At 44.8% G+C, this 26,406-nt stretch carries 21 protein-coding genes; 12 read left to right on the forward strand and 9 right to left on the reverse strand.

Translation table 11 applies throughout. From position 1 onward, the window contains the following. The first annotated feature begins 32 nt into the window (after positions 1 to 32). The 5 genes from gluQRS (at position 33) to panC (ending at position 4,634) form a co-directional block, all read left to right on the forward strand. On the forward strand, positions 33 to 1,013 hold the full coding sequence (gene gluQRS, locus ACM0P2_RS17910) for a tRNA glutamyl-Q(34) synthetase GluQRS (RefSeq protein WP_159119363.1): 981 nt from the start codon (positions 33 to 35) through the stop codon (positions 1,011 to 1,013). A 98-nt stretch (positions 1,014 to 1,111) separates the two neighbouring features. Continuing rightward, entirely contained in the window at positions 1,112 to 2,431 is a 1,320-nt protein-coding gene (pcnB, locus tag ACM0P2_RS17915) for a polynucleotide adenylyltransferase PcnB (protein ID WP_159119364.1), read from the forward strand. Continuing rightward, positions 2,424 to 2,921, forward strand: coding sequence for a 2-amino-4-hydroxy-6-hydroxymethyldihydropteridine diphosphokinase (gene folK / locus ACM0P2_RS17920; RefSeq protein WP_159119365.1), 498 nt, complete (start codon positions 2,424 to 2,426; stop codon positions 2,919 to 2,921). The genes pcnB and folK overlap by 8 nt, the downstream gene beginning before the upstream one ends. Before the next feature lie 58 nt (positions 2,922 to 2,979). Then, the gene (gene panB / locus ACM0P2_RS17925) at positions 2,980 to 3,774 is read left to right on the forward strand and encodes a 3-methyl-2-oxobutanoate hydroxymethyltransferase (RefSeq protein ID WP_159119366.1); all 795 of its coding nucleotides are present in this window, start codon (positions 2,980 to 2,982) and stop codon (positions 3,772 to 3,774) included. Positions 3,775 to 3,785: 11 nt separating this feature from the next. Next, positions 3,786 to 4,634 (forward strand): pantoate--beta-alanine ligase, encoded by an 849-nt coding sequence (gene panC, locus ACM0P2_RS17930; protein WP_159119367.1) that lies wholly within the window; start codon positions 3,786 to 3,788, stop codon positions 4,632 to 4,634. Between the two features lie 117 nt (positions 4,635 to 4,751). On the opposite strand, the gene panP is transcribed toward panC, so the two are convergent. Beyond that, the gene (gene panP / locus ACM0P2_RS17935; RefSeq protein WP_159119368.1) at positions 4,752 to 6,386 is read right to left on the reverse strand and encodes a pyridoxal-dependent aspartate 1-decarboxylase PanP; all 1,635 of its coding nucleotides are present in this window, start codon (positions 6,384 to 6,386) and stop codon (positions 4,752 to 4,754) included. 550 nt (positions 6,387 to 6,936) lie between these two features. On the opposite strand from panP, the gene ACM0P2_RS17940 reads away from it, so the two are divergent. Continuing rightward, the gene (locus ACM0P2_RS17940) at positions 6,937 to 7,668 is read left to right on the forward strand and encodes an EAL domain-containing protein (protein ID WP_159119369.1); all 732 of its coding nucleotides are present in this window, start codon (positions 6,937 to 6,939) and stop codon (positions 7,666 to 7,668) included. Positions 7,669 to 7,868: 200 nt separating this feature from the next. Here ACM0P2_RS17940 and trmB read toward each other — a convergent pair whose 3' ends face one another. Genes trmB through ACM0P2_RS17955 form a run of 3 tightly spaced genes read right to left on the reverse strand, consistent with a single transcriptional unit; the run spans position 7,869 to position 10,311 of the window. Then, complete coding sequence (trmB, locus tag ACM0P2_RS17945; protein WP_159119370.1) at positions 7,869 to 8,537, reverse strand: tRNA (guanine(46)-N(7))-methyltransferase TrmB; 669 nt, start codon at positions 8,535 to 8,537, stop codon at positions 7,869 to 7,871. Next, positions 8,537 to 9,352, reverse strand: coding sequence for an ABC transporter permease (locus tag ACM0P2_RS17950; RefSeq protein ID WP_173360585.1), 816 nt, complete (start codon positions 9,350 to 9,352; stop codon positions 8,537 to 8,539). Before ACM0P2_RS17950 ends, trmB begins: the two co-directional genes overlap by 1 nt. A 26-nt stretch (positions 9,353 to 9,378) precedes the next feature. Further along, a complete protein-coding gene (locus ACM0P2_RS17955) occupies positions 9,379 to 10,311 on the reverse strand; it encodes an ABC transporter ATP-binding protein (RefSeq protein ID WP_159119371.1) in 933 nt (310 codons plus the stop codon). Between the two features lie 791 nt (positions 10,312 to 11,102). Between ACM0P2_RS17955 and pdsR the strand changes: the two genes are divergently transcribed. From pdsR to ACM0P2_RS17985, 6 genes are all read left to right on the forward strand, one after another. Beyond that, positions 11,103 to 11,792, forward strand: a complete 690-nt coding sequence (gene pdsR, locus ACM0P2_RS17960) for a proteobacterial dedicated sortase system response regulator (protein ID WP_159119372.1) — start codon at positions 11,103 to 11,105, stop codon at positions 11,790 to 11,792. 57 nt (positions 11,793 to 11,849) lie between these two features. Further along, complete coding sequence (gene pdsS, locus ACM0P2_RS17965) at positions 11,850 to 14,018, forward strand: proteobacterial dedicated sortase system histidine kinase (protein WP_159119373.1); 2,169 nt, start codon at positions 11,850 to 11,852, stop codon at positions 14,016 to 14,018. 353 nt (positions 14,019 to 14,371) lie between these two features. Further along, positions 14,372 to 16,666 (forward strand): TonB-dependent receptor, encoded by a 2,295-nt coding sequence (locus tag ACM0P2_RS17970; protein WP_173360586.1) that lies wholly within the window; start codon positions 14,372 to 14,374, stop codon positions 16,664 to 16,666. Between the two features lie 73 nt (positions 16,667 to 16,739). After that, positions 16,740 to 17,420: a Fe2+-dependent dioxygenase gene (locus ACM0P2_RS17975; protein ID WP_159119375.1), complete on the forward strand. Its 681-nt coding sequence runs from the start codon at positions 16,740 to 16,742 to the stop codon at positions 17,418 to 17,420. Between the two features lie 354 nt (positions 17,421 to 17,774). Next, positions 17,775 to 18,431 carry a methylamine utilization protein gene (locus tag ACM0P2_RS17980; RefSeq protein ID WP_159119377.1) on the forward strand — a complete coding sequence of 219 codons (657 nt, stop codon included), beginning with the start codon at positions 17,775 to 17,777 and terminating at the stop codon, positions 18,429 to 18,431. After that, a complete protein-coding gene (locus tag ACM0P2_RS17985; RefSeq protein WP_159119378.1) occupies positions 18,431 to 19,642 on the forward strand; it encodes a hypothetical protein in 1,212 nt (403 codons plus the stop codon). The genes ACM0P2_RS17980 and ACM0P2_RS17985 overlap by 1 nt, the downstream gene beginning before the upstream one ends. Before the next feature lie 64 nt (positions 19,643 to 19,706). Here ACM0P2_RS17985 and ACM0P2_RS17990 read toward each other — a convergent pair whose 3' ends face one another. The 5 genes from ACM0P2_RS17990 to ACM0P2_RS18010 form a co-directional block, all read right to left on the reverse strand. Next, positions 19,707 to 20,702: a hypothetical protein gene (locus tag ACM0P2_RS17990; RefSeq protein ID WP_159119379.1), complete on the reverse strand. Its 996-nt coding sequence runs from the start codon at positions 20,700 to 20,702 to the stop codon at positions 19,707 to 19,709. A gap of 43 nt (positions 20,703 to 20,745) precedes the next feature. Next, positions 20,746 to 21,918 carry an energy transducer TonB gene (locus ACM0P2_RS17995; RefSeq protein WP_159119380.1) on the reverse strand — a complete coding sequence of 391 codons (1,173 nt, stop codon included), beginning with the start codon at positions 21,916 to 21,918 and terminating at the stop codon, positions 20,746 to 20,748. A gap of 128 nt (positions 21,919 to 22,046) precedes the next feature. Then, entirely contained in the window at positions 22,047 to 23,129 is a 1,083-nt protein-coding gene (locus tag ACM0P2_RS18000) for a CNNM domain-containing protein (RefSeq protein ID WP_159119381.1), read from the reverse strand. A 148-nt stretch (positions 23,130 to 23,277) separates the two neighbouring features. After that, positions 23,278 to 24,441, reverse strand: coding sequence for an SO_0444 family Cu/Zn efflux transporter (locus ACM0P2_RS18005; RefSeq protein ID WP_159119382.1), 1,164 nt, complete (start codon positions 24,439 to 24,441; stop codon positions 23,278 to 23,280). 232 nt (positions 24,442 to 24,673) lie between these two features. Continuing rightward, entirely contained in the window at positions 24,674 to 26,347 is a 1,674-nt protein-coding gene (locus ACM0P2_RS18010) for a carbon starvation protein A (protein ID WP_159119383.1), read from the reverse strand. Between the last annotated feature and the right edge of the window lie 59 nt (positions 26,348 to 26,406).

A 26,406-nucleotide genomic window follows, 5' to 3' on the forward strand; every position in this document is an offset into this window, starting at 1 on the left:
GAAAAGATGGGGCTTTTTGTTAAGTCTTTATTATGCATAACAAGTATGTAGGGCGTTTTGCCCCCTCGCCTTCAGGTCAACTTCATTTCGGTTCGCTAGTAACTGCCGTTGCAAGCTATCTCGACGCTAAAAGTCAAAGCGGAAAATGGCTATTACGCATGGAAGACATTGACGAGCCTCGCTGTATTGCCGGAATCGATAAAGATATTCTCGTTACCCTTGAAGCACATGGCCTTCACTGGGACGATACGGTAATTTATCAAAGCCGGCAGCATGCCCGTTACCAAGCTGTGCTCGACAAATTGATGAATGATGGGCTCGCGTATTATTGCGCGTGTACCAGAAAACAAATTAAAGCGATGGGCGGCATTTACAACGGGCAATGTCGTAACAAGGGTATCTCTGCCTCGCGATCCAGCCCTAAAGTAGATAGCGCTATAAGGTTAAAACTTGATACACAACTCGCCCCCTTTTACGATGTCATAATGGGCGAGGTTAAGCCTCAACCGCTTCTTTCACCAAGCGACGTACACGATAATATCAATGACGCTTCAAGCGACGGAAGAATATCTACTGAAGATGTTGTGCTTAAGCGCAGAGACGGCTTATTTTCATATAACCTTGTTGTTATTCTTGATGATGTTTTTCAGCATGTAACCCATGTCATTCGGGGCTGCGATCTTATTGACGTGACACCCTTGCAGCGCGCTGTATATGTAGCCCTTGGTTATACAGCGCCTGAATATGGACACATCCCGGTTGCGGCAGTTGCCCCAGGCCGCAAGCTTAGCAAACAAAACCGAGCTGCTCCGGTTAACAACAAAACACCCATCGACAACATTGTGCGAGTTATGCGCTTCCTTGGCTTTTCTTTTCCGAATGCATCGGCTTTTGAGGACGTCAGCACAGTGTTAACGGAAGCAATATCAGCGTGGGATAGGAAAAAAGTAGCGAAAACGCCCGAAATTATTGTTCCACAGCATGAATCAACTTATTATAACGAACCTTTATAGTCTGCGGAGATACCATCATCATTCATCGTGTTTTTAAATCTGTTAAGCGCGCTTTTTCAAAAGAGAGTTCGTCACCTAACGCTTTAAAGCCTAGGACTATGACCCGTGGAGAACACGGTATATCTCGTGAAGACGTAAGCGCAAATGCATTGAAAGTAATGTATCGCCTTAATGGAGCAGGCTTTGAATCCTATTTGGTAGGTGGCTGTGTACGCGATATTTTGATGGGGTACGAACCGAAAGACTTCGACGTGGTGACCAACGCTACTCCTGAACAGATTAAAGGTTTGTTCAGAAATTGTCGCTTAATAGGAAGGCGCTTTCGTCTTGCACACATTGTTTTTGGCCGTGAAATCATTGAAGTGGCGACCTTCAGAGGGCATCACCAAGAATCAGACGAAGATGATGACCTTCCAAAGGGTAAATCATTAGGAAAGCGTGATGCCGAAGGTCAACTGGTACGGGATAACGTATTTGGGACTATAGAAGAAGATGCCGAACGTCGTGACTTTACCTTTAACGCCATGTATTACAGCGTTGCCGACTTCACGGTTAAAGACTTTGCCAATGGCCTCGCCGCCATCGAAAAACGAGAAGTTGAGCTCATTGGCGATCCAGAGACACGCTACCGTGAAGACCCTGTTCGTATGTTACGTGCAGTGCGCTTTGCCGCTAAGCTAGGAATGCGAATAGAGGCGAAAACCGCAGCGCCTATTAAGTCACTCGCCAATCTTTTGCAGAACATTCCACCAGCGCGCTTATTTGAAGAGACACTAAAGCTGTTTTTGTCTGGTAAAGGCGAAGATACCTTTCTGATGCTGCACGAATACGGCTTAATTGAACCTTTATTCCCACAGCTCGCGCCGTTTTTAAAAGACGAAAACAGTCGAGAAATGCAGTTTGTTCGACGGGTTCTTGCCAATACCGATGAGCGTATTAATAGCAATCAGCGCGTTACACCGGCATTTTTGTACGCGGCGTTACTCTGGTACCCTCTTGAAGAACAATCGCAGCGCTTGCAAAGTGAGTCTGGCTTAAATGCTTTTGATGCGTTTAACATTGCCTCTGGCGAGGTTATTTCGCGTCAGATTCAACGTATTATGATACCCAAGCGCTTCTCTACCGTGATACGTGATGTTTGGATTTTACAGCAACGCCTCCCGAAACGTTTCGGGCGCCGTGCATTTCAACTTCTCACACACCCTAAGTTCCGAGCTGGCTATGACTTCTTGCTAGTTAGAGGCCAAATAGAAGGTGGCGACCTTCTTGAACTAGCTCAGTGGTGGACACACTTCCAGCACGCGGACAATGGTAAACAAAAAGGGATGCTCAATGCCCTTCGAAAAAGTGAAGGCGGAGCAAAAGGACCACCGCGCAAGCGCAAGCGTAAACCTGCGAAACGAGGTCCTGATGAATAAAGAACATGTTTACATCGGTATTGGAAGCAACCTTGGTGATAGCCAAGGTAAAGCCCTGCGTGCCTTTGAAGCTATTAGTGAAATTGAAGATACGCGAGTACTTAAGGTTTCATCGCTTTACGCGAGTAAGCCTATGGGCCCACAAGATCAACCAGATTATATAAATGCGGTTTGCCTTATAGAAACATCGTTAAAACCTCATGGGTTACTTAAGCAGCTTCAACGTATTGAGTTGGAAGAGGGGCGTGAGCGCAAAGGCGAGCGTTGGGGGCCACGAACCCTAGATCTCGATATTTTGCTGTATGGCAGCGAAAATATCGATACCGCAGACTTAATCATTCCCCATTATGGAATGGCTGAGCGTGAGTTCGTTATGGTGCCATTATTCGAGATTGCACCTAATATGGTTATGTACGACGGTAAACCCATTTCAGCGTGGGTAGCCAACTGTTCACTAGACGGGCTTCGTCGCCTACGCACTTCCAATTAGCCTCAAAATCCGTATAGTTCGCCACACGATATCAACAAATATCAATCTGAGACATGTCATGAAGAAAGTAACAGTTTCGGGCCTGCTTAAGAAGAAGCAAGCCGGGGAAAAGATCACGTCTTTAACCGCTTATGATGCCAGCTTCGCCAAAATGTTCGATGAGCAAGGCGTTGATGCATTGCTCATAGGCGATTCTTTAGGCATGGTTCTCCAGGGTCAAGACGATACGCTGCCAGTCACCATAGAGGATATTGCTTACCATACTAAAAGTGTACGCCGCGGTACCGAGCGCGCTTTTGTGTTAGCCGATATGCCATTTATGTCTTATGCCACGCCAGAGCAAACCTATGCCAACGCTGCCATCTTAATGGCAGCAGGTGCAAGTATGGTAAAGATGGAAGGCGGTAGTTGGTTGTGCGACACCATCAAAGGGCTGAACCTGCGCGGTGTACCTGTTTGTGGCCATTTAGGTTTAACGCCACAGTCAGTGCACGTATTTGGTGGATTTAAAGTACAAGGCCGAGAAGCAAGCCAAGCAGAAAAGCTACTTAGCGAAGCGAAAGCGCTAGAAGAAGCTGGCGTGCAATTATTAGTGCTTGAGTGTGTGCCCTCATCGTTGGGCAAAGCCGTAAGCGAAGCACTCACTATCCCAGTTATCGGTATTGGCGCAGGTAAAGATACCGACGGTCAAATTCTGGTAATGCACGACATGTTTGGTATAAGCGCTAACTATATGCCTAAATTCTCAAAAAACTATTTAGTAGAAACAGGCGATATGCGTAAAGCCGTATCGAAGTATATTGAAGATGTACAAAGCGGTGCGTTTCCTTCTGCTGAACACAGCTTCGAGTAACGAGGTTATTTATGAAAGTCGTTGATAGTATTTCAGCGTTGCGCACTACCGTTAATGCATGGCGGCTAAATGGCGAAACCGTTGGCTTTGTTCCCACAATGGGGAACCTGCACGATGGTCATCTGAAACTTGTTAAAAAAGCGAAGGGGCACAACGATAGAGTTGTCGTAAGTATTTTTGTTAACCCTATGCAGTTTGGGGCAAACGAAGATTTAGACGCTTACCCCCGCACAATTGAAGAAGACAAGGCCAAACTTATTTCCGTTGGAGCTGATGCGGTATTCTTACCCAGCGTTGCAGAAATCTACCCTGCGGGTCTCGACGCTCAGACCTTTGTTGAAGTACCCGGCATTTCAGATTCTCATTGCGGGGCAAGCCGCCCTGGTCATTTTCGCGGTGTCGCTACTGTTGTCACTAAGCTGTTTAACATGGTGCAGCCTGATGACGCTTTTTTCGGCGAAAAAGACTTTCAGCAGCTTCAGGTAATTCGTGCGCTAGCTCACGATTTATCAATGGCGGTTAGGATTCATGGTGTACCTACCGAGCGCGAGGCCTCTGGGTTAGCAATGAGCTCGCGCAATGGCTATCTGACTGAGACAGAAAAGGCTACCGCCAGTGCTATTTATGAAGAAATGCAGCGCGTAAAAAGCGCCATCGAAAAAGGCAACGTTAACTTTACAGCATTAGAAGAGACGATGATCGCTAACCTTGAAGCCAAAGGCTTTAAGAAAGATTATTGTCAGGTAGTTAACGCGAGTACTTTTCAGGCAGCAAAAGAAACCGACAAAGAGCTGGTTTTGCTCGTTGCTATGTTTATGGGTAAAACTCGGCTTATTGATAACCTTCAAATTACGCGATAGTTACGCCTGCCACTTGGCTTATACAGTCAGCTAGTATTGTAGCGCGCTGCGTAATTCAACAATAAAAAATGCCCAATATAGCGGCTGCGATATCGGGCGTTTATTTAATTGGATGGGCTAGGACGCAACCTTTTCTAACTCTCGAACAAATTCCATTAGCTCTTTCCACGCCTGCGTTTCTTTCGCAATCAAGTGTTGCTCTGCCAATATCGCCGCCAAATCATTGTGGCTAGTTAACGGGTTGGCTAAAACTACGCGAAATACCGTTATGCACTGGGAAGGATAATCAGGCGCTTCTAAACGGGTACGAGAAACAAACGACTTACCCGCTTCACGCTGCTGCTTTTGAACCGCAACAACAAGGGCATCAATCTTTTCGTTAATGGCGTTACGCGTTTTTGCATCGGCGTGCTTGAGTTTCTCTTGCACTTCTTCGGGACACACACGGTACGTCAGTAATGATAAAGTAGGCGTAGTAGTCAGCTCAAAGTCTCGCGCTTTATCAATCATGTGCGAGAAATCTTTTGCCTTATCAATACTGCGATCGATAAGCAGTTCATAGCCCTTACGACCGAAGATATGTAGCGCCGAATACACCATCATAGCCATACCGTTCCGTGAGCCTTCAAGTGTAGTCGCACCTAAATCTTTCGAGCCTGCACGAAGAATATACTGAGCGTGATGTCTTACTGCATTGGCGTTTTGCGGATCTTTAAACAATGCCATGCCAGCGCCCATAGGCACATACATTTGTTTATGAGCATCAATAGTTACCGAATCTGCTCGCTCAATACCTTTTAACCTATCGCGGTAGCGTGATGAGAAAAGCGTTGCTCCACCCCAGGCTGCATCTACGTGGAACCAGCAACCTAACTCTTTAGCAACGTCTGCCAACTCATCGAGAGGATCCACATGCCCGGTTTCGGTTGTACCACCCACGCCGACAATAGCCAGCAGCTTATTGCCTTCTTCATGATAACGCTTGCCGATACGAAGTGCTTTCGCTGGGTCAAGGGTTTGTTGTGGAGCTGGAATGGTAAGCAGCTGGTCGCGACCTAAACCAAGTACGTCAACGGCTTTAGACAGCGAGTAGTGACCTCGCTTAGAGCACATTACACCTAAATTGTTTATATCGAGATGTCGGTATGCCGCTGCAAGACCGGCTTTCGCCACCCCTGAAAACCCCTTTTGTGGACCAAGAAGTTTGTTTCGCGCTACCCACAATGCCGTGATGTTAGCGATAGTACCACCAGAGCAAAATGCGCCTAATGAATGGGCAGCACTGTGCAAATGTTCGTCATAAAAACTTTGTGGTTGGTCGTACACTAGGTTATGCATCATCCCTAGCACCTGCCGCTCTAATGGCGTGAAGGCTTTCGACGTTTCAATTTTCACTAGATTTTGATTAAGCCCCACCATCAACTTGGAAAGGGGTAAGTGAAAATAAGGAAGCGCAGAGGTCATGTGACCGATGAACGTGGGGGAATAGGTATTAACAGAATGAGCGACGAGCTTATCAAGTAAGCTTTCGGCATGCGTCGAGACAAACTCTGGTGACTCAGGTACTTTCGAGTCTGAGAAGTCTTTTTCAATTTCTTCTAACGATGTCTTTTTTGTCACTACGTGCTGCGACAAAAAATCTAAGATATTGTCAGATAAATGCTGCTCAATTTGAGCAAGCTTTGAGTCTTTGTGTTCAGGTTTGGTAAAGACCCTAAACAGGTGCTCTAGACTAACTTGCGCTTCACCCACTCAACACACCTCATACTTAAAACATTCACACATTTCGCACTATCTTTTATTAGGCGAAATCAACAGGCGGTTTTGTAGGACACCGGCCTGACACTTACTTTTCCTTTCAGCCATTTAGCATGCCTTTATCAGTGCAGCTAGCTGCGAGCTCACCCGAAAGCAATACCGGTTAAGCTGAAGCCTGTTGGCGCGGTCCATTCGTTGCCAAACCTGAAAACTTATCACAACACTTTCAGGGTGTCGCACTTTACATCAGATTGCCTAGCTCGCCAAGAGGCAGCGCCTAGCAATTCGTTGCACAAAACCAGCAATGCAGACTGATTAGTCAGATTTAACGTATAAACGAGCTAGCATTTAAACTCGCTTTACCGTTAATAAGCTTCCAGTGACACACACATTACTACTTTAAAATTAGCGCCGCAAAGTTTCAGACTCTCTACTATATTTAATTTGTGAATAGTGTTGATGTTAAACCTGCTATATAAGCCACGTTTAATGAGCAATCAAACCTGCAAACACTATGATTACGTCAACGCAAGGAGGTCGGTTTATGCCCATACGCGAAATATCCGAGAACTTCTCCATCGAAGATATCGTGCCTTATTTCCAACCTATCGTGGACTTACAGAGTCAGGGAGTTTGGCGATATGAATGTTTAGCACGACTTATCACTCAAGGCGATAAAACATTTCTTCCAAGTGAGTTTCTTTACCTAATTGAACGAGAGCAACATGTAAACACGCTCGCAGCAAGTATGTTTGTGCAATGCGCAAGCTACTTTCACGATGTCAATATTCCCTGGAACATCAACATTACTGCCAGGGATTTATATAATGAAGCGCTCACTAATACCTTAGTTATGCACTTAGCTAGCTACCCTATGCCGGAGCGCGTAAGCATTGAAGTAAGCGCCTCGACCGCATTATCTAACCCCAAAGGCTTGACCGCATTTATCGAAAAAAGTGTGCACGCGGGACTAGGTGTCTTTATAGATAATGTAGGCTCTTGCCCAGGGAATATACGTGCACTCGTGAATTTGCCAATAAGAGGGATAAAGCTGGCAGGGGGGCTAATAAAACACTACGACCAACAAGACGCAGTGAAAGAATACGTTGACTACCTGCTGCTGCTTTGTGAGCGTCATGGTATCAGCACCATTGCCGAGCAAGTCGAAGACGAGGGGCACTTAGAGTGCGTTAAACGGCTTCCTATACGCTATGCACAAGGCTACGTTTTTAGCCCACCATTGGCGAATGTCCGCAGCGCCAATGCGCGCCATTAACTTTGACAATGCATGTGTATTGTAAAAACGTAAAGCCGTTGCGTATCGCGCAGAACAAACCTTAAAAAAACCTTGTTAGAGCGATACGCTCTAACAAGGTTTGCTGGAGTAAATCGGTAAACCCGCCCTGTAAGACCAAGTATTAATTCGTCTTTATCTTAACGAGAACCGGTACTAAACGAGTCTTTTTACTGGTTTTCCTAGCTTTCTTCGCTACGACAGTTTAGCTGCCAGCAAGACTGTCCACTTCCCCGATACTTTCGCTCAAAGGGCGTCATATGGTTTTCACCGGTTACTTCAGATAAGTCTGACACCATGCCGTAGTGCTTTGCTGCTTGCGCAAATTCCATTAAATAAATCAGCCAATTACTGCGCACCTGAATATTAGGCGTTATCGCCATCAAATCCACCATGGCCGCACTGCCATGCCAGCGCTTTTGGACTTGGGTCTTTTTAGGGTACGGATTGGGGTATAGCAGAAAGTGCTGAGTAACATTCCAATCAGATTGCTTTACAAGACGCCAAAAGTCATTGACGTCTGCGCGGATCACCCGATAGTTATCCTGCTGCGCACTGTAATGCTCGTGCTTGTCTATCCGTAGTGCTGATTTATCAATGCCAATAACCCGGGCATCGGGATTAGCTCTGGCTATATTCGCCGTACTTTCCCCTACGCCACAGCAAGAATCTAAAATAACTTCACCATCAAACGCGTTGAGCCAGGCACAAACCTCATCAAAGGCTGATTGCGTATGTTCGCTGATAGGTCTTTTATTTTCACTGATCTGATATTTTTTCACTAGGTCATCTAGCTTATCGTGAATACCCACCTGCGATGTTGTGATTTCTCTTGAGTTACCGCTTGCCATTAGCTACGAATACCTTTGCCGGTTTTAAGTAGGTAATACGCTACGCTAAATAGCAGCGCATTAAAGCCCACAAGTAAACTTAGCGACAACGTTACGTTCACGTCAGACACGCCTAGGAACCCATAGCGGAAACCATTCACCATATACACAACAGGATTAGCTTTACTTACCCACTGCCAAAACTCTGGTAGCAGCGTAAGTGAGTAGAATACGCCCCCCAGATAGGTGAGTGGCGTTAGAATAAAGGTCGGCACTACGCTAATATCATCAAAAGTTTTAGCGAATATGGCATTGATTAACCCTGCCGTAGCAAAAAGAGTTGAAGTGAGCAGTAACGTGAGTGCAATAATACCTAGGTGATGTATTTGCACATCCACAAAGAAGAGCGACACCAGGGTAACGATTATGCCTATAAGTATGGCTCGCGCTACGCCGCCGCCGACATAACCAAGAATAATCACTGACGTGGGCACGGGTGATATCAATAACTCTTCAATATTGCGTTGAAATTTAGCGCTGAAAAAAGATGAAGAGACATTAGCGTACGAGTTTGTAATCACCGACATCATGATAAGACCCGGTACAATAAACTCCATGTAGGTAAAGCCACCCATTTGACCTATACGGTTGCCGATCAGGCTGCCAAAAATGACAAAGTATAAGCTCATCGTAATAGCAGGCGGTACAAGGGTTTGTACCCATATGCGTAAAAAACGCGTGCACTCTTTTATCCAAATAGTGGTGAGTGCAACGTAATTTTGCTTAAACCATCCCACATTTTGTTCTGTGTTCATTGACGTACTTTCAGTTTTCATTGTTTTTTACCTTCTCCGTTATTCGCTTAGCCAGCCTGCTTGGCCGATTCAACTAAACGTACGAACAACTCTTCAAGGCGATTTGATTTATTGCGCATACTCATGACCTGTATTCCCTTTTCGCTTAATTGCGTAAATACTGGGTTTAGGCCTTCGGTTTTTTCAACATCGACTTCAAGCGTATGATCATCAATAAGGCGATGCTCGAAGCCAATGAGCAACATGTCGTTCTCTACGGCGTTTTCCGGTAGCTTGATATCAAGCACGAAGGTTTCTACATTTAGCTTCGATAATAGCGCCTTCATGCTGGTGTTCTCTACAATCGTGCCCTTATTGATAATTGCGATGTTGCGACACAGCATCTCCGCTTCTTCAAGATAGTGCGTGGTGAGAATAATAGTGATCCCTTGACGGTTAATTTCTTCTAAGAACCCCCACATTGAGCGACGAATTTCAATATCTACGCCAGCCGTTGGTTCATCAAGAATAAGCAGTTTCGGTTCGTGCATTAACGCCCGAGCGATCATAAGCCGGCGCTTCATACCGCCAGATAATTCGCGGGCCCGTGCGTCCCGCTTTTCCCACAAATCTAATTGAGCAAGGTACTTCTTAGCACGCTCTTTGGCCACACTGCGTGGCACGCCATAATACCCCGCCTGATTCAGTACAATTTGCAGTACCGTTTCAAACTGATTGAAGTTAAATTCTTGTGGTACCAAACCAATGCATGCTTTCGCTTGCTCTTTCTGCGTTGTTAAATCGTACCCGAACACGGAAACGCTGCCGTTGGTTTGATTTACAAGAGAACTGATAATACCAATGGTGGTTGATTTACCCGCCCCATTGGGACCAAGTAAAGCAAAAAAGTCCCCTTCTTGTACCGTAAGATCGACGCCTTTTAATGCCTGTACGCCACCTTTATAGGTTTTGGTTAACCCTGTAATGTCCAACGCTTTCATGATTTGCCCGTAGTGAGAGTGTGTCCACTAAGACGTGTTGACCTTTGATGTGCACCAAAGGTCAGCACGCCCTAACCAACTTTAGAGAGATTTAGAAATCAACTAACGAAGTGTAACCTAGTTCATGCTATTAAATGAATACACTCGCGTTTAGTGGTTGTTTAAAGCAGTTCTGTTGAATCGAGTTCTGCTATTTCACAAGGTAATAGCGAAAACACCATTTTCAAGTCTGCTTGTCAGATTGAAAAGCGAAACGTTGAAGGCGCCAGACTAGGGCGTGTTTAGATTCTAAGCCCTAAAACACCTTTTACCCGCCATAAAAAAGCGCTGCGTACCGTTGGGGAAGCACGCAGCGCAAGGGGTAGCTTTTTAACGTAGAAGTTCAGCCTTACCGCTTCTACGGTACTGTTTATGCAACATACAAATAGTACTAGTCCGCATAGATAAGTACCCACTCAGCGAGATTTAAAGTGTTCGTCATCGCGGCGTGTTACCGTAGGTATATTGTTTAACAGCACCCCATCATTAAACGCGATATTCATGGCAGAAAAAGTACGCAATTATGGAAATGTTGTGATGCTTCCCCCCATATCCTCGTCGCCTGTATTTGGCTCCATTAAGCGGTGTAATAGCCAGGTTCAAAGGTATTATGCGGGTGAAGGTAACGCTTTACGCGCCTCAATTATGGCGTAATTGAGGCAGGCTTATGGATTTTATGTCGAACTTAGGCAATAGGTTTCATTCATAGGTATAGTGTGCACTTTATATGACTTATATTTGCGGATTAATGTATGCCAAAGACAATTGCATTAGTGGAAGACGACGCGGCCATTCGCGAAAATTACATTATGGCGCTTAAAGCGCAGGGCTATAGCGTAAATGCTTATGAAGATAGGCCGTCTGCTGCCGAAGCGTTTAACCACACCTTACCCGACTTAGCCATTATTGATATTGGTTTGAAAGATGAAATAGAAGGGGGCTTTATGTTGTGTCAGCAACTAAGAGGCCTGTCACAAACCCTCCCCATTATCTTTTTCACCGCTCGGGATAATGACGTAGACACTATCAGCGGCCTTCGAATGGGTGCTGACGACTATCTGACTAAAGATATAAGTATGGCCCACTTGCTAGCGCGTATTGCTGCTCTATTTAGGCGCACAGACTTACTCGCAGCACCTACTGACCAAAAAGATGAGTTAAAAGTAGGAGACTTGAAAGTAGACGTGTCAAGAATGACCGTAAGCTGGCAAAACCAACCCGTCTTACTCACAGTTACCGAATTTTGGATGTTACATGCGCTAATCAAGCGCCCAGGTCATGTGAAGAGTCGTCAACAACTCATGGATGAGTCTAGAATGGTGGTTGATGACACAACGATTACTTCTCACATTAAGCGTATGCGTAAGAAGTTTGTGCAGCTCGACTCAAACTTCGATCATATCGACACAGTTTACGGCATGGGGTATCGCTGGCAGCTTTAAATAGCTTACGCGAAGACAAAATTAAACTTAGCACAACAAAGGCAACCGTCTAAGACCATGGGATTTCGCTTTTCTATCCGCCTTCAGCTTATGGTGCTGTCGCTGTTCCTATTCACTATTCCCTACCTGGGTTATAACTACGTCTGGGAACTTGAACAGTACCTGCGAAATGGTCAAGAGCAAACCATGATAGGGACTGCCCGAGCTGTTGCCACCGCACTTCATGAGCGCCCTGCCCTATTTGACAGCCAATCAGCTTATCTTCAAGACGTACGCCCTGGCACTGACCTTTATGCGCCTCCCATTCCATCGCCTATTCGACTTGATGGAGAACTCAACGACTGGCAGCAAGTCGGTGCTTTGATGAGTGAGTATGGTAGTGACGAGGTTATTGAGTATTACAATGCATATAAGGGCGAGCCAACAAGTTTATCGTTTAAGCATATGGTGGGGCGCTATGGACAATTTCTGTATGCCATGTTTGAAGTTAATGACGACGTGTTGCTGTGGCGACAGCCTAACAGTTTAAGTGTTGAAACAGGCGACCACTTGCTCATAGGTCTGGAAACTCCTCAGGGTGAGTTAGCAAGATACGTGGTTGCTCCCTATGAAAGTGGCTGGGTAAATGCTTACAAACTTTCGGACAATACTGCAACAATAAGAGCGGTAGAAAACGCGCTGTCTATTCAGGGACGGTGGCAAGAAACCGCAGTTGGCTATAACATTGAACTGCGTTTTCCTTTATCAATGACCACCGGCGGGTTAGCGTTTTCTATTGTAGATGTTGACGATACGGTAAGCCGATTAAAACAATATGCCATTGGCACAGCGAATACTAATCAACTCTCTGAGCTTGGTACTGTTATAACGCCATCACCTGAAATTGAGCGCATATTGGCAGGGCTTAAATATGCCGACTCGCGGGTGTGGGTTGTGGACAAACACAAACGAGTACTTGCTCGGGCAGGCAACATCCAGTCTGCAACGGGAATTAAAGTAGACGAGAAAGAAGCACCATCAAATTCAATTTGGCATTGGATAGAAAGTGAGTGGTTACTACCTATTTATTATCAGATTCTTACTAGACCACCGTCAGATTTTGTTGATGAACTAGACGATGCTTACGCACTTGCTGGACAGGATTTAGGGACCGCACTTAACGGACAGCCCGATTCACTCTGGCGTTTATCCCCCGATAACAAGGCCATAATTCTTTCTGCAGCCTACCCCATATTTATTGAAGGAAATGTGATGGGAGCGGTTATTGTAGAGCAAACGACGAATGGTATTCGCACCCTGCGAAACCGGGCACTAGAGCAGCTATTCCACGTTATTTTGGCAGTTATGACCATAGGCACATTAGGACTCTTATTATTCGCCACGCGAATCTCAAATCGCATTCGCTCCCTTCGCGACAATACTGAGGCCGTTATTGATGACAATGGGAAAATCATTGGCACTATGCCGATATCGAATCAACGTGACGAAATTGGTGACTTGTCCCGCTCGTTTGCCGATGTACTCTCGCGGCTGCAGCAGTACAATTCTTATCTAGAAAACATGGCATCCCGCTTATCTCACGAATTAAGAACGCCTATAGCAGTGGTGAAATCGTCACTGGATATGCTGACTCACGTGAGCGATGCTGACCAGCAGGCGGTGTTTGTAGAACGGGCCCAGTCGGGTGTGAATCGTTTGAGCAGTATATTAAACAGCATGAGTGAGGCGACGCGATTAGAACAAGCTATCGCGCAGGAAGATATGGCAAGCTTCAACATTGTTGAAGTGATAAAGGGCTGTGTTGATGGCTACAGGCATGCCTATGCAAAGCGTCAGTGGAAGTTTGCAACAACAGATAATTCTATGATGGTGTACGGCTCTGCTGAACTTGTTGCTCAACTCTTTGATAAAGTTATCTCAAATGCAGTAGATTTCAGCCAAGACAGCGATGAAATACTCATCGCTCTTGAAAAGAGGGACAAGCAGGCTGTACTTACTGTAAGTAACCCAGGCCCGCTTTTACCAAAAGGCATGAAAAATCAGCTCACCCAATCTATGGTTTCGGTAAGAAAAGAGAACGATATACAACATGGCGCACACTCTCCTCATCTTGGATTAGGGCTTTACATCGCAAACATGATTGCCACCTTCCATAAGGGTCATCTTTCCTTGTATGACAGAGAGGATGAAACAGGAGTGATCGTTAAGGTTGGTTTCCCTCTTTAATATCAATACCTGAAAACCGCAATGCTACTGCAAAATATAATTAGATTACGCTATGCCGTTTCTCAATGAGACAACTGCTCTGCCTAGATAGCGGGTATTTCAAAAACCAGTAGATATAGAACCGTACCTTCTAAATTACTCAACTACATACTATCTACAGACTATTGCCCAACGGGTTCAACCTCCTAGCCTACCCTATCTGAGTAACGAAAAGAACATTAGAAAACTTCTATTTAAACACTGCTTAAAACTCCTTTTATATTTTACTAATGATAATGGTTATCATTTATATTTACATTATAAAAATAATTACATAGACTTCGTCGTCCTTACACACACTCAAGGGAAAAATGATGAAAAACACTAAATTAACAATGGGTGCGCAAACCATTGCCGCAGCGCTTGCCTTTGGCGGTGGCGCAGTTATGGCACAGGAAGACGTAGAAAAGTGTACCGATGCCAGCTCAGCAGAATGCAAAGCAGTATCTGACGAAGCCATCGAGCTAATTAAAATTCATGGGGTTCAGCAATCAATATATCGCTACAATAAGTCTGGTGATCCTCGTCGTCTGGCTGATTTGGTAGACACACCACAAACCATTAGTGTTCTTACCCAAGACCAAATTCAAGAAAGTGGCAGAACAGACCTTAGAGACATCCTACAAGCACAAGCAGGTGTAACGTTGGGTACCGGTGAGAATGGTAATGCTTTTGGTGACCGCTACATTATTCGCGGCCACGAAGCACGCAGCGACGTTTTCGTTGATGGACTTCGCGACCCAGGTATGACAACTCGAGAAAGCTTCGCAACCGAGCGTGTTGAAATTACGAAGGGCCCAAGTTCAACGTTTGCAGGGCGTGGCTCTTCAGGTGGTGCGGTTAACTCAATTACCAAAAAAGCATCTACAGCGTATAACTTTGGTCGCGTTGATGCGGCAGTGGGTACCGACGAACACACGCGTTTAACTGTCGATTTAAACAAAACCCTTACTGAAACCAGCGCTGTGCGCTTAAACGGGCTTTATTCGTCAGAAGATAAGCCTGGCCGTGAAGGTATAGAGCGTGATCGTGAAGGGGTTCAGCTTTCCTATGTGAATCAACCTACCGACCGCTTGTCATTTACAGGCGACATTTACTACTTAAACGCTGAAGATATTCCTGATTTGGGTAGCTACTACGACAGAGATGCAGGTTACCCACTTGAAGATATCCCCGTATACACGCAGGATGAAGACTTTCAAAATTCAGAAGTTACCACATTCACTTTACGTACTGAGTACGATATCAGTGACAACGTGCGTTTTTATAACGCAACCCGTGTAGGTAAAACAGAGAACGAGTACATTACTACGGGCATGCGCGGCACTAACCGTGACGCAACCGACCCTACTGCACCAGGTGCTTACACGTTATCTTTAAGCAACCACCAAGGTTGGCAGGAAGTTGACTATGTAACTACCCAGTTTAACCTATTCTGGGATACGGCTTTTGCAGGTATTGATCACCGTTTCGTGTTCGGTTTTGAATACACAGATGAGTCGGTAGATAACGGCGTGTTCAATATGGATTACACTAGTCCATCAAACTGCTTAACCGGCGGTCGTCGCGGTGTATCTGAAAGTTACTGCCTATTAGATGGTAGTGGCAATGAAGTTGATAACATTAGTTCGTTGATGGGCAAAGCCTTTACCCGTGGCGACGTGGATGCGCTATTTGATATTGAAACTTACTCGCTATACGTAATGGATACCTTTGAGCTGACCGATAACTTTAATTTTTTTGCCGGTCTTCGTGTAGATAGCTACGACTATAGCAACCAAACTTCTAGCGACCTTTATGAGTTCTCAGATGAACTCTACAACGGTCATTTAGGGTTAGTTTACGATGTGACCGAAAACGGTAACATTTACGTTTCCTATAGCACCGCAACAAACATAAACGGCGGTGAATCAGATCTTGGCGCTAACTGTGGTTATGGCGGCATTTGTGGTACGCCAGAACAAGCCTCACAAGCTGACCCTGAGCAAGTAGAAAACATCGAACTTGGCACCAAATGGTCGCTGTTTAATGAAAAACTTGTAGCAAATGCTGCGCTATTCCGCATTACTAAAAGCGATGTACACGAGAGTGTAGGCGACGCTTACTCAACGCTTGGTACATTAAACACCGGTGAAAACCGCGTAGAAGGTATTGAGTTCGGCTTAAGCGGTGATATTACCGATAAGCTTAGTATTCAAGCTTCCGCTGCTTTCATGGATTCGGAAGTTCTCAAATCATACAGTGAAGACAATCTTGGCCTAGCGCTAAGTAACTTCGCAGACGAAAGCTTCTACATTCAAATGCGCTATCAGCCTAACGATAAGTTTGCCTTTGGTGGAGACTATAGCTATCAGTCAGAAATGTACGGCGGTCAACCTGATACGGCCGCTGGCTACAGTGCTGAAACTGGCGAGTACTCAATTGTGGTACCTGATTATCAAGTAGTGAACCTGTTCGCTAATTACTACCACTCAGAGTCGCTGACGTTCCGTGTTAACATCGGAAACCTATTTGACGAAGAATACTGGACGGCAGCCTACCGTTCTGGCGCCTTCATGTATATTGGTGATGGCCGCAACATTACGGGCACCGTTAGCTACGAATTTTAATGCTAACACGACCTAGGTGGCCAACCGCCTAGGTCTTTTATTTCAAATAAATCTCTAAAAAGCGCTGAAAAACATGATAATTATTGATGACTTATTGACAGAAAGTGAAGTGGCTCAGTTTCGTCAGCAATTGGCGAAAGTTCCCTTTATGGATGGCAAAAATACGGCAATGGGAATGGCTGCCGGTGTCAAAAATAACGGTCAGGCTGACGCTCAGGATGCTCGCGTTCAACAACTTGCTAACGCACTACTGAGTAAGCTGGGCAATAACCCTAAAGTTATTTCAGGCGCGCTACCTCAACGTATTTTTCCACCTTGCTTTAATCGCTACAGCGAGTCCCAGACCTATGGGTATCATGTGGACGCTGCCATTATGCGTATTCCTAACACGCCTGACGTATTGAGAAGCGATATGTCGATGACCGTTTTCTTAACGCCCAAAGAGGACTATGAAGGCGGGGAATTAGTTATTCAAACAGGATTCGGCGAGCAAAACATTAAGTGCGACGCCGGTAGTGCAATCCTATATCCCTCATCGAGCCTGCATAAAGTTATACCCGTGACCAAAGGAGAGCGCATGGCGGCTATCACTTGGATACAGAGCATGGTGAGCGATCAGCACATGCGAGAAACGCTTTTTCAGCTTGATCAAAGTATTCAGTCACTGGTTAACGCAGGCACCGCAGAGCGAGAACAGCTTGATGGGCTTCATCATGTTTACCATAACTTGGTAAGAAAGTTTTCTCAGCTTTAACCACCATCAAACTCAAGCACAATTTGACACAAGTACAAACGCGAAAGTTTTCTTAAAAGCGAAATAAAGACGCAGTCAACAAGGTCCTATACTAAAGATGTAACGCAGTTGTATATTACTGGGTTTATTCTATGGCTAATACCAATCGGCATAGATAAGTGCCCACTCAGAAGGCGCTGGCGAGTTTAAAATGTCCGTACTCTTTGTTGTGTTAATGTTATGTAGAGCCACTATACCTGCGGTAACACGCCGCGATTACGAACATTTTAACTCTCGCTGAGTGGGTAATTATTTATACGAACTGGTATAATTCAACTGACGTCTTCTTTGAATACTTTTTGCCGTGGTACTTGAATGAAATATAAAATAATTTTTAGCGCCGTTTTTCTTATGGCTTGTTCAAGTATGGCTTTAGGACAAGATGAGCAAACCGCAACATTTTCTATAACGCTGAATGATAGCGATGGTGAGCCGGTCGATAACGGCGTGTTTCTTTTTGAGCCTCAATTTGAGCCGGATGCACATCAGATGCCGCAGCAAGAACCAGCCGTAATGAATCAAATAGATAAACAGTTTGAACCTCACGTGCTTGTGGTAAAGGCGGGTACCGAAGTAACCTTCCCTAATGCGGATAACTTGTTTCACCACGTCTATTCTTTTTCTCCCACAAAGCAATTCGAACTAAAACTTTATAAAGAGTTTACTGCAGAGCCGCTTCGCTTTGAAAACGCAGGTATTGTTGATATTGGATGTAATATTCATGACTGGATGCTGGGATACATAGTTGTTTCAGACTCTCCTTATTTTGGAAAAACCGATAATGAGGGTGAGTCTTCAATTTCACTTCCTCATGGTGAGTACACCGTACGTTTTTGGCATCCGCAAGTGGAAGGTGAAAAAGCGTTTCCCTCACAGTCCATTTCTGTGACTGCCGATACTCAAGTAATATGGACGCTTGATACAAACATAATCAGGGATGACGGATTCGATTCTGGTTTCGGCGACTATTAATGCGGTTTGTCACTCAACCATTAGCTCTATTGTCGTTAGTTTTTTCTGTAGCAAGCTACGCAGAAACAGACTTTTTGTTACGCGGAACCTGGGCGCTAAAAGAAAACACACAAAGCTTCCAAGACTTTGGCCAAAACCACCAGCGATTCGAAGGTGATACCTTTCACCTCTCTCAAGCAGTTATCTCAAGCAACCAGCGTTTGTTTGATGATTGGACATTATCTGGTGTTTTAAATGCTTACAGTGACGGAGAAGAACGGCTCAACATTTCTCAACTTTACTTGAGATATCGGCCACTTAGCGCCTCATCTATAAAGCCAGAGGTAAAAGTAGGCGCGTTTTACCCCGCTATTTCTGCCGAAAACACCGATTTTGGCTGGTTATCGCCGCACTTTTTAACCAATTCAGCAATAAATAGCTGGATCGGTGAAGAACTCAGAATCGGTGGGATTGAATTTAGCTTTAGACAAAATGGCAGACAAGTGCGAAGCAACTGGTCTTGGAAAGTATTAGCCAGCTTATTTAAAGGAAACGATAGCACTGGAACATTGATTTCTTGGCGCGGCTTTGCACTTCACGACAGACAGTCGCTTTACAACGATAGACTGAATTTCCTGCCTATTCCGGGTGTAATCGATGAAGATAGACTGGATGCTCCTGCATGGACCGAACCTTTTAGAGAAATAGACAATCGTTTTGGTTATTATTTCGGAGCGCATGTGGCGTACAAGCGCAGCGCTGAAATGCGCTATTACTATTACGATAACAACGCAGACGCAAATGCAGTCGACCCCGACCGCATCTATGCATGGCATACACGCTTTCATTCGTTAACGCTTCGCTACATGTATAATCCTATCTTTACGGTATTTTCTCAATTGCTGGTGGGCGACACTCTAATGGGTGAAAGTATTGTAGATAACGATTTTAATAGTGGCTTTGTTGCTGCTGTATACAGCATGACTCCATACACGCTTGCTGCACGTGCTGACTGGTATCAAGTAAATGATGATGACAATTACGCGCTCGACCCCAATGGCAGCTCGGGGCGTGCGTTTACTATCAGCGCAGGGCGCAATATTAGCGAACACTTCTCGTTAACCGCCGAATGGCAAATAAACTCAGGCACTCAGCAAAACCTTCGCTTTTTTCAAGACAGCGAGCACTTTACCGAGCACTTGTTCCAGTTGGCACTCACGGCCACTTTCTAATTAACCTGCTTTCCATCAGGGTTATCTTTTTGCGGGTTTAATCGACTTATATTGATATTCTTTTCTAAAATAAACGCTTAGCGCAATCTGGTAGATTTTCAAAATCAAAACCCATGTTTTTCAGATTGTTACTGCCCAGTATCAGACTTCCAAAAGTACGATATTCAAGAGCCAAGCTTTTTTCAAATTGACGCTTGGCCACTTTCGGAAACGCTTTTTCCTCTATAGTTGAAAGGTACTTTTCTTGTCTTTTGTGGTTTAAGTATTGCTTAAATTGTGCTCTTGCAAATTTCACGGTTTCCACTTCCTTTTGAGAAAGTGCCGCTTCTAAATCTAAGGCATAACTTCCATTTTTGTGTCGCTGAACAAAATACAAATAACTGCGAAGCGCCGTTACATCAAGCTGCTCTAGCCCATAGCTAACATACGTTAAACTGTTCACTAAATGCGTTTTTACTTGCTCATTGACTTGCCCTTCCATTTCGAAAATATGATTGGCTCGTGTCAGTTCTAAAGCAACTAAATGTGACAAGGCAGTCGAAGTATTTCCCATTACCGTTAAATGACGAGCAGCATTATTTCGATGTTTCATAGGAACATCTCTGCGCTGCATAATAGTCAATAATGCGAACAAATCATCGTTTTTTGCGTGTGCAATGAGATCTTGTAAGTCCAGTTCTGCATAAGGCGCTAGCAAAACAGCATTTGGGAATTCAAACACTGAATCTTCGGCGGCTAATAAAATATTACCTCTCTCGATATCCCACTCTAAAGATTCTTTTTCGGTTCTTACACTCTCTGAATGCTCGGGTTCAGTTTCTGTGGAGCACCATCGACTTGCGCTGTGGCTCTCTGGCGGCAAAGAACCATCAGGTTCGCTTTCACGAATCATTTGCGTTGAGTGAGATTCCTGTTTAACACTGAGCGGGTTTGCTGTCTCTTCGCTAGCCCTATTGTTTGAGTTCGCTGTACTGGGTTCAACTCCAGATGAAACATAAAGCAAGTAATAAAGTAAGACCGCGATAATAGCAATCGTCGCTACTATTAACTTACGATTCATATGGTTAATTCCCTTTATCCAGTTTTAGCCCGTCTGAACGAACCTATGAACTCTCAGCGACTTCAATAAGATCGAATGTGGTGGCGTCGTCACCTTTCACCATCACCTGACATTGCCCCCAGCTTTGTGGAATATGCCAAATATGATCCTCAGCAACCGTGAATTTTTCTCTATGAGTATCACAGCGCACTTCAACGGTATCAAGCTCGCCTTGAACGTTGTTAAAAGCAAACTTATTTCGTACAAGCGTGTGGAACCAGCGTCCATCATCATCCATGCTCACCGGCACTTGTAAGTTAATATCAGACGCAATGGATGCGTTAATTTTATCAATGATTGGGGCAATTTCTGCTTTGCGTGTTTCCTGCTCATCCATTTCTTGAAGTCGATCATATGACTTTAAAGCTTCTGCGTAATACCCGCGCTGGGCATCAAGAAGGATTTTTCTTTGTAGCACATAAGCAATGTAGTCTTCATCGAAGACCGCATTGTTAAAACGCTTTTGTCCGTTGCTGGCAAGTAATCGAGTAAGGCTTCGTGCTTCCCTTTCAATATCACCTTGCTCATTTGCAAGCTCCGACTCTAAGTTGAGCAACCACGCGTTTTCATAGCGGTTGAGCGTATCCCAACTTTCAAGTTCTTTAAATGCTTCATCAGCCGCTTCAAGATCGCCCGCTTTAAATATGTCGTCTACGTTTTTATAAGCTTTAATGAATTTACGCGTAGCACCACTTTTCCCGACCATGGCAAAGTCCATTTGAACAGCCTGATGGCATTGCTGAGTAGGTTCGCCATCCTTAATTGCTGGGCTATACTGCCACTTTTTGACGGCTGATAGTGCACTTTTTTTGAAAGAGGGACTTCCGAAGAAATCTTCTACAACAGGGTCTTTTACTCTGCCTTGTTCATCTATAACGTAGCTCAACCTTACCCAGCCTTCACGACCTTTTCTGGCTGCTGAAGAAGGGTATTTAGGATCGACACGTTCTAGTGGAGCCGCAGGGGTGAATGCACTTATACGCTTCACTTCATCATCTTTGGCTTCAGCAAGCGCTTTTTCTTCCACTTCATCACAGGGAATACTGAGCTCTTGAGCTACTGCACTTCCAACCACACCAAAAGAGAGAAAGGCCGCTAACGTCAACGAATTTCGCTTAGTAGCCTGTTTACGAGAACATTCAGTACCAACCACTTTTTTCCGTATAACTCGACTCATATCTATCATCCTTAATAATTACAGAGGTTTTTGCCTGCATTAGCCATTATACCTGGGGTAACACGCCGCGATTACGAACATTTTAACTCTCGCCGAGTGGGTACTAACTTATGCAGATTGGTATTAGACTATTGTTTCTTCGCGGAATTTTCAAGTGACGCATCAGGCACATTTTTTATCATCATCTGCTCTTTGCGCTTTGTCATCATTTTTGCTAAGCGACGCATACTTACCGTGGTATCTTTTTCATCAATAATATCCACACCCAGTAAACGCTCAAGCAGGTCTTCAAGGGTAAGCACCCCTTCTAAACCGCCATATTCATCAACCACCAAAAGCATATGTACATGCTTATTAATAAAGTGTTCGAAGGTTACAGATAAGGGCATAGTATTAAGTACAGTGACCATATCTTTCGCATATTCAAAAAGTGGTTTATCTGTGTTCCCTCTCGCTTGAGCCACCAACAAGTCTGAACGCATAACAAATCCAGTGATATTTTCTGAGTCTTGATCTTCAAATATTGGTATGCGGGAAAACTCAATGTTGGCATGCTTATGAAAAAACTCTTCCACCGTCATCGTTTCACTCACTTTAAAAAGGGCGGTACGATGAGTGATTGCATCTTTTACTTTTAACTCATGCAGGCTCAACAAGCTTTGTAGGAATACGGCTTCGTGATTTGCCAACTGGCCTTCCTGACCAGATAGCTCTGCCATAGCGTGTAATTCACTGCGGCTTAAACCTCGAAGCGGGCTATCTTCTTTAAATCCCTTGGTCATCAATTCTGACATTTTCACGAATGGCATAAGGATAATTGAAAGATACTTCAAAAAATACGCCGTAACTGGCGCGAGAGCACGCCAATAGGTCGCACCAAGTGTTTTGGGAATAATTTCTGAAAAAATAAGAATAAGTAAGGTAAGTACGGCGGAAATAATGCCCAAGTAGGCATCACCGAACACTGCAGCAGCCTGCGCACCTGCACCAGCAGCGCCCATGGTATGCGCAATTGTATTCAATGTAAGTATGGCTGATAGCGGTGTATTAATGTTGTCGGTTTGCTTTCGAAGCAAAGCGCCACTAGGCTTCCCCTCTTTTTCCAACACCGAAATGTAAGCAGATGAAACACTTAGAATCACAGCCTCGGCAATAGAGCACAAAAAAGAAAAGCCCAATGCGATCAAGACGTACACAATAAGTAAAAGCATGTCGTTATTCCAAGCGTCCTTGTAGGGTTATACGCGTTTATTTTTAATAAATTGAGCGACTATTATGGATAATAGAACAGGATATACAAGCGCTCTATTCATAACAAAAGCGCGCATGCAAAATATAAGAAAGAATGAAAGATATAACCTAACCGCAGCACGCCGATTGCTGCGTTTGGGATTGACGATAGTTTTTGAGCTTTTTAAAGCCAAGTCTCAACATCAAACCAGCTAACAAAAGCGCGCAGAGTGCGTAAATAACCTGAACGTTGGCACCGTGTTCGTGAACATGGCTATCGATTTTTATCATAGACGCCAATGAAAAAGATGAGACCAAGTAGTTGAGCGCATAGCCAAATCCGATACTTGCGGAAATCACACTAAATAAATAAAGCACTAGGGTTCGCGCGCCCATTTCTTGTTTAATCATTCCCATCGTCGATACGTTTGTCGCCGGCCCTGCCATTAAAAAGACCAATACGGCGCCTGGTGATAGACCTGCAGCAAGGAAGCCAACGGCTAGAGGCGTAGACGCAGTTGCACATATATACATAGGGATGCCAATTAGCGCCATAACTAGCATAGCAATAATGCCATCTCCCCACTGCGTAAGGAAATCTGTGGGAACCCAGGTTTTAATGGCGGCGGCCAACGCTAAGCCAATCAATAACCAAACCACAATGTCTTCTAGTAATTTACCGCTGGCGTAAGCGAACACTTTAGTTAATTTGGAAGACTGAACATCATCCGTCTGTGAGGTCATATCTGCGCCGTCATGATCATGCGAATGCTCACTTGCGCAGCAGGAAGTTTTTGCCACTGGTTCTGGCGTTACTTTTGACGAGCAGCACGACGACTGATAACGGTCAACCTGATCTTTCTTATTAATATGAGTATCCGCCTCTGCGAAAAAACGAACCATTAAGCCGGCATAGATTGCACTAAGTATCGCCGCAATAGGTCTTACAATGGCGTAAAGCGGACCTAGCAGCGCATAAGACACGGAAACACTGTCCACGCCGGTCTCTGGTGTAGAAACAAGAAATGAAATAGTTGAAGACTTAGATGCACCACTGCGGCGTAAACCAAGAGCGGCTGGAATCACCCCACAAGAACATAGCGGCAACGGGGCGCCAATAATTGCTGCTTTACTAATTGAACCAAACGAAGCGCTTCCCATGTGCTTTTCTAGAAAAGTCACAGGGACCAATTCGTGCATGATGCCTGCCACGAGTAGCCCTAGCATCAACCAAGGTGCAGACTCGACGAAGAGCGCTAAGAAATTTTGAGCAAGTAAAATAATATCTGACACACAGCCTCGCTAGTTATTTGGCATTAGAATTGTGTTCGAAGCACAAATAACAGTATTGAAAACGTATTCATGATACCAGATGTGTAGTGTGACAGAAAATCGACAAAATTGATTGTAATGATTACCAGGAAAGAAAAATGGCCAGTACGAATGTACTGGCCGAATGTTGACTATCTCGTGAGTGTGCTTTTTAGACTACGAGGTCAACCATGAAAAACCTTTGTGTCACGTTTTAGTTGCTCTGCTTCTCTTTTCTTAGTTTAGAGACCACCGAAAAAGCCTCTAACATAACAAGTACAGATACAATGAGCACCACGGCATCTAAGAACACTAATAAGTAATTTCCCTCAACATAGTATTCTTTTAATTTTATCAGCCCTGCGAAGAAAGCCATGATCAGAACAAATACCATAGGAATTAGAGTGTACTTTGCCGGCCTGCCGAGCTTTATAAGCATTACTGAGATAACCAGAAGTGTAAGGCTTGCTAGGATCTGATTAGTTGAACCAAACAATGGCCAGATAATCATTCCCCCACTGCCCGATGCGCCACCTGCACCGAAGGCCAATAATAAGCAACAACCAACCGCAACTAAAGTTGCTACTAAGCCACTTTTTAATGCTTTGATAGAGTAGATGTCACCCCATTCCTGAATAATGTAGCGCTGAAGGCGTACTCCGGAATCCATGGTTGTGCCCGCAAAAAGAACAACCATCACGGCAAGAATTGTTGACGAGAAATCAACAGGTAAGCCCCAGCCTTGCTGGATAAGGTTCGCTCCACCTGTGATAAACGCGCCTACGCTACCCGCGCCCAAGTGGCTATAGACCTCATGCCATTCTTCTGGTGAGGCCGCAAACGCAACACCACTTACGGCTACAATAGTGATAAGCGCCAGTGACCCTTCTCCTACGGCGCCAAGATAACCTACAAAGCGCGCGTCAGTTTCTTTATCTAACTGCTTAGAACTAGTGCCCGAAGACACAATGCCGTGAAAGCCTGATACAGCGCCACAGGCAATAGTTACAAATAACAACGGAATCAAACTCGGTGAGTCTACTGCTGTCTGTGTATTAAATGCGGGCGCAGTAATATCTGGCATGGCGAAGAACACCGCACCATAAAGCAAAAAGAGCCCCACCAGTAACTGCATGCCGTTAATGAAGTCTCGAGGTTGCAGCAACATCCAAACGGGAAGAAGGGATGCTATAGCCGCATAAATAAAGAGAATGATTATCCAATTAGCTTTATCCGCCAGGCCGAACATGGTTTCTGGCAAACTGAGTGGAATATAACTACCTGCATACACTGATGCGTATAACACGATTATACCCACGATACATAAGGGGATAAGACTGAAGTTTCGCTTAAGTAGCTGTCCAATGATGAGTGCTACTGCTATTGCAGTCCATGCAGGAAAAACGGCATTTGGCTGTGAAACAAATGAGTTGGCGATTACAACACCGAATACAGCGTTTACCATTAGCAGAACGAGGAAAATAACAATCATGAAAAGTGCTCGGGAACGTTTCCCAATTACGCTTTCTGACAGCGCTCCCATTGATTTACCCTTATGACGGGCACTTGCCCACAGCGCTCCCATATCGTGAACACCGGCGAACAAAATCGTACCAAATACAACCCAAAGTACGGCAGGTACCCACCCCCAATAAACGGCGATTGCAGGGCCGACGATGGGTGCCGCACCGGCTACCGACGTAAAATGATGCCCCCATAAAACCACTTTGTTGGTAGGGACGAAATCTACACCATCTCGCATCGTATGCGCAGGCGTTGTGAAGCTATCATCCAACTGGAAGATACGGCTCGCTATGAATTTAGAATATACGAACCAACCGAACAACATTCCTATGATGCCCAGTATTACAATAGCAATAGACTGCATGTTAAAATCCTACTGTCGTTATTTTGGTTTTATTAAAAGGTGCAATACCTAATTAAATC

The sequence above is a fragment of the Alteromonas sp. OM2203 genome (assembly GCF_048517045.1).
Lineage (GTDB): Bacteria > Pseudomonadota > Gammaproteobacteria > Enterobacterales > Alteromonadaceae > Alteromonas > Alteromonas gracilis.

Coding starts and splice junctions, on each gene's coding strand:
- pdsR (WP_159119372.1), top strand. CDS start 11,103: ATGCCAAAGACAATTGCATTAGTGGAAGACGACGCGGCCATTCGCGAA.
- panB (WP_159119366.1), top strand. CDS start 2,980: ATGAAGAAAGTAACAGTTTCGGGCCTGCTTAAGAAGAAGCAAGCCGGG.
- panC (WP_159119367.1), top strand. CDS start 3,786: ATGAAAGTCGTTGATAGTATTTCAGCGTTGCGCACTACCGTTAATGCA.
- gluQRS (WP_159119363.1), top strand. CDS start 33: ATGCATAACAAGTATGTAGGGCGTTTTGCCCCCTCGCCTTCAGGTCAA.
- pcnB (WP_159119364.1), top strand. CDS start 1,112: ATGACCCGTGGAGAACACGGTATATCTCGTGAAGACGTAAGCGCAAAT.
- trmB (WP_159119370.1), bottom strand. CDS start 8,537: ATGGCAAGCGGTAACTCAAGAGAAATCACAACATCGCAGGTGGGTATT.
- ACM0P2_RS17955 (WP_159119371.1), bottom strand. CDS start 10,311: ATGAAAGCGTTGGACATTACAGGGTTAACCAAAACCTATAAAGGTGGC.
- ACM0P2_RS17985 (WP_159119378.1), top strand. CDS start 18,431: ATGCGGTTTGTCACTCAACCATTAGCTCTATTGTCGTTAGTTTTTTCT.
- ACM0P2_RS18010 (WP_159119383.1), bottom strand. CDS start 26,347: ATGCAGTCTATTGCTATTGTAATACTGGGCATCATAGGAATGTTGTTC.
- ACM0P2_RS17940 (WP_159119369.1), top strand. CDS start 6,937: ATGCCCATACGCGAAATATCCGAGAACTTCTCCATCGAAGATATCGTG.
- ACM0P2_RS18000 (WP_159119381.1), bottom strand. CDS start 23,129: ATGCTTTTACTTATTGTGTACGTCTTGATCGCATTGGGCTTTTCTTTT.
- ACM0P2_RS17980 (WP_159119377.1), top strand. CDS start 17,775: ATGAAATATAAAATAATTTTTAGCGCCGTTTTTCTTATGGCTTGTTCA.
- pdsS (WP_159119373.1), top strand. CDS start 11,850: ATGGGATTTCGCTTTTCTATCCGCCTTCAGCTTATGGTGCTGTCGCTG.
- ACM0P2_RS17990 (WP_159119379.1), bottom strand. CDS start 20,702: ATGAATCGTAAGTTAATAGTAGCGACGATTGCTATTATCGCGGTCTTA.
- ACM0P2_RS17950 (WP_173360585.1), bottom strand. CDS start 9,352: ATGAAAACTGAAAGTACGTCAATGAACACAGAACAAAATGTGGGATGG.
- ACM0P2_RS17995 (WP_159119380.1), bottom strand. CDS start 21,918: ATGAGTCGAGTTATACGGAAAAAAGTGGTTGGTACTGAATGTTCTCGT.
- folK (WP_159119365.1), top strand. CDS start 2,424: ATGAATAAAGAACATGTTTACATCGGTATTGGAAGCAACCTTGGTGAT.
- ACM0P2_RS17975 (WP_159119375.1), top strand. CDS start 16,740: ATGATAATTATTGATGACTTATTGACAGAAAGTGAAGTGGCTCAGTTT.
- ACM0P2_RS17970 (WP_173360586.1), top strand. CDS start 14,372: ATGAAAAACACTAAATTAACAATGGGTGCGCAAACCATTGCCGCAGCG.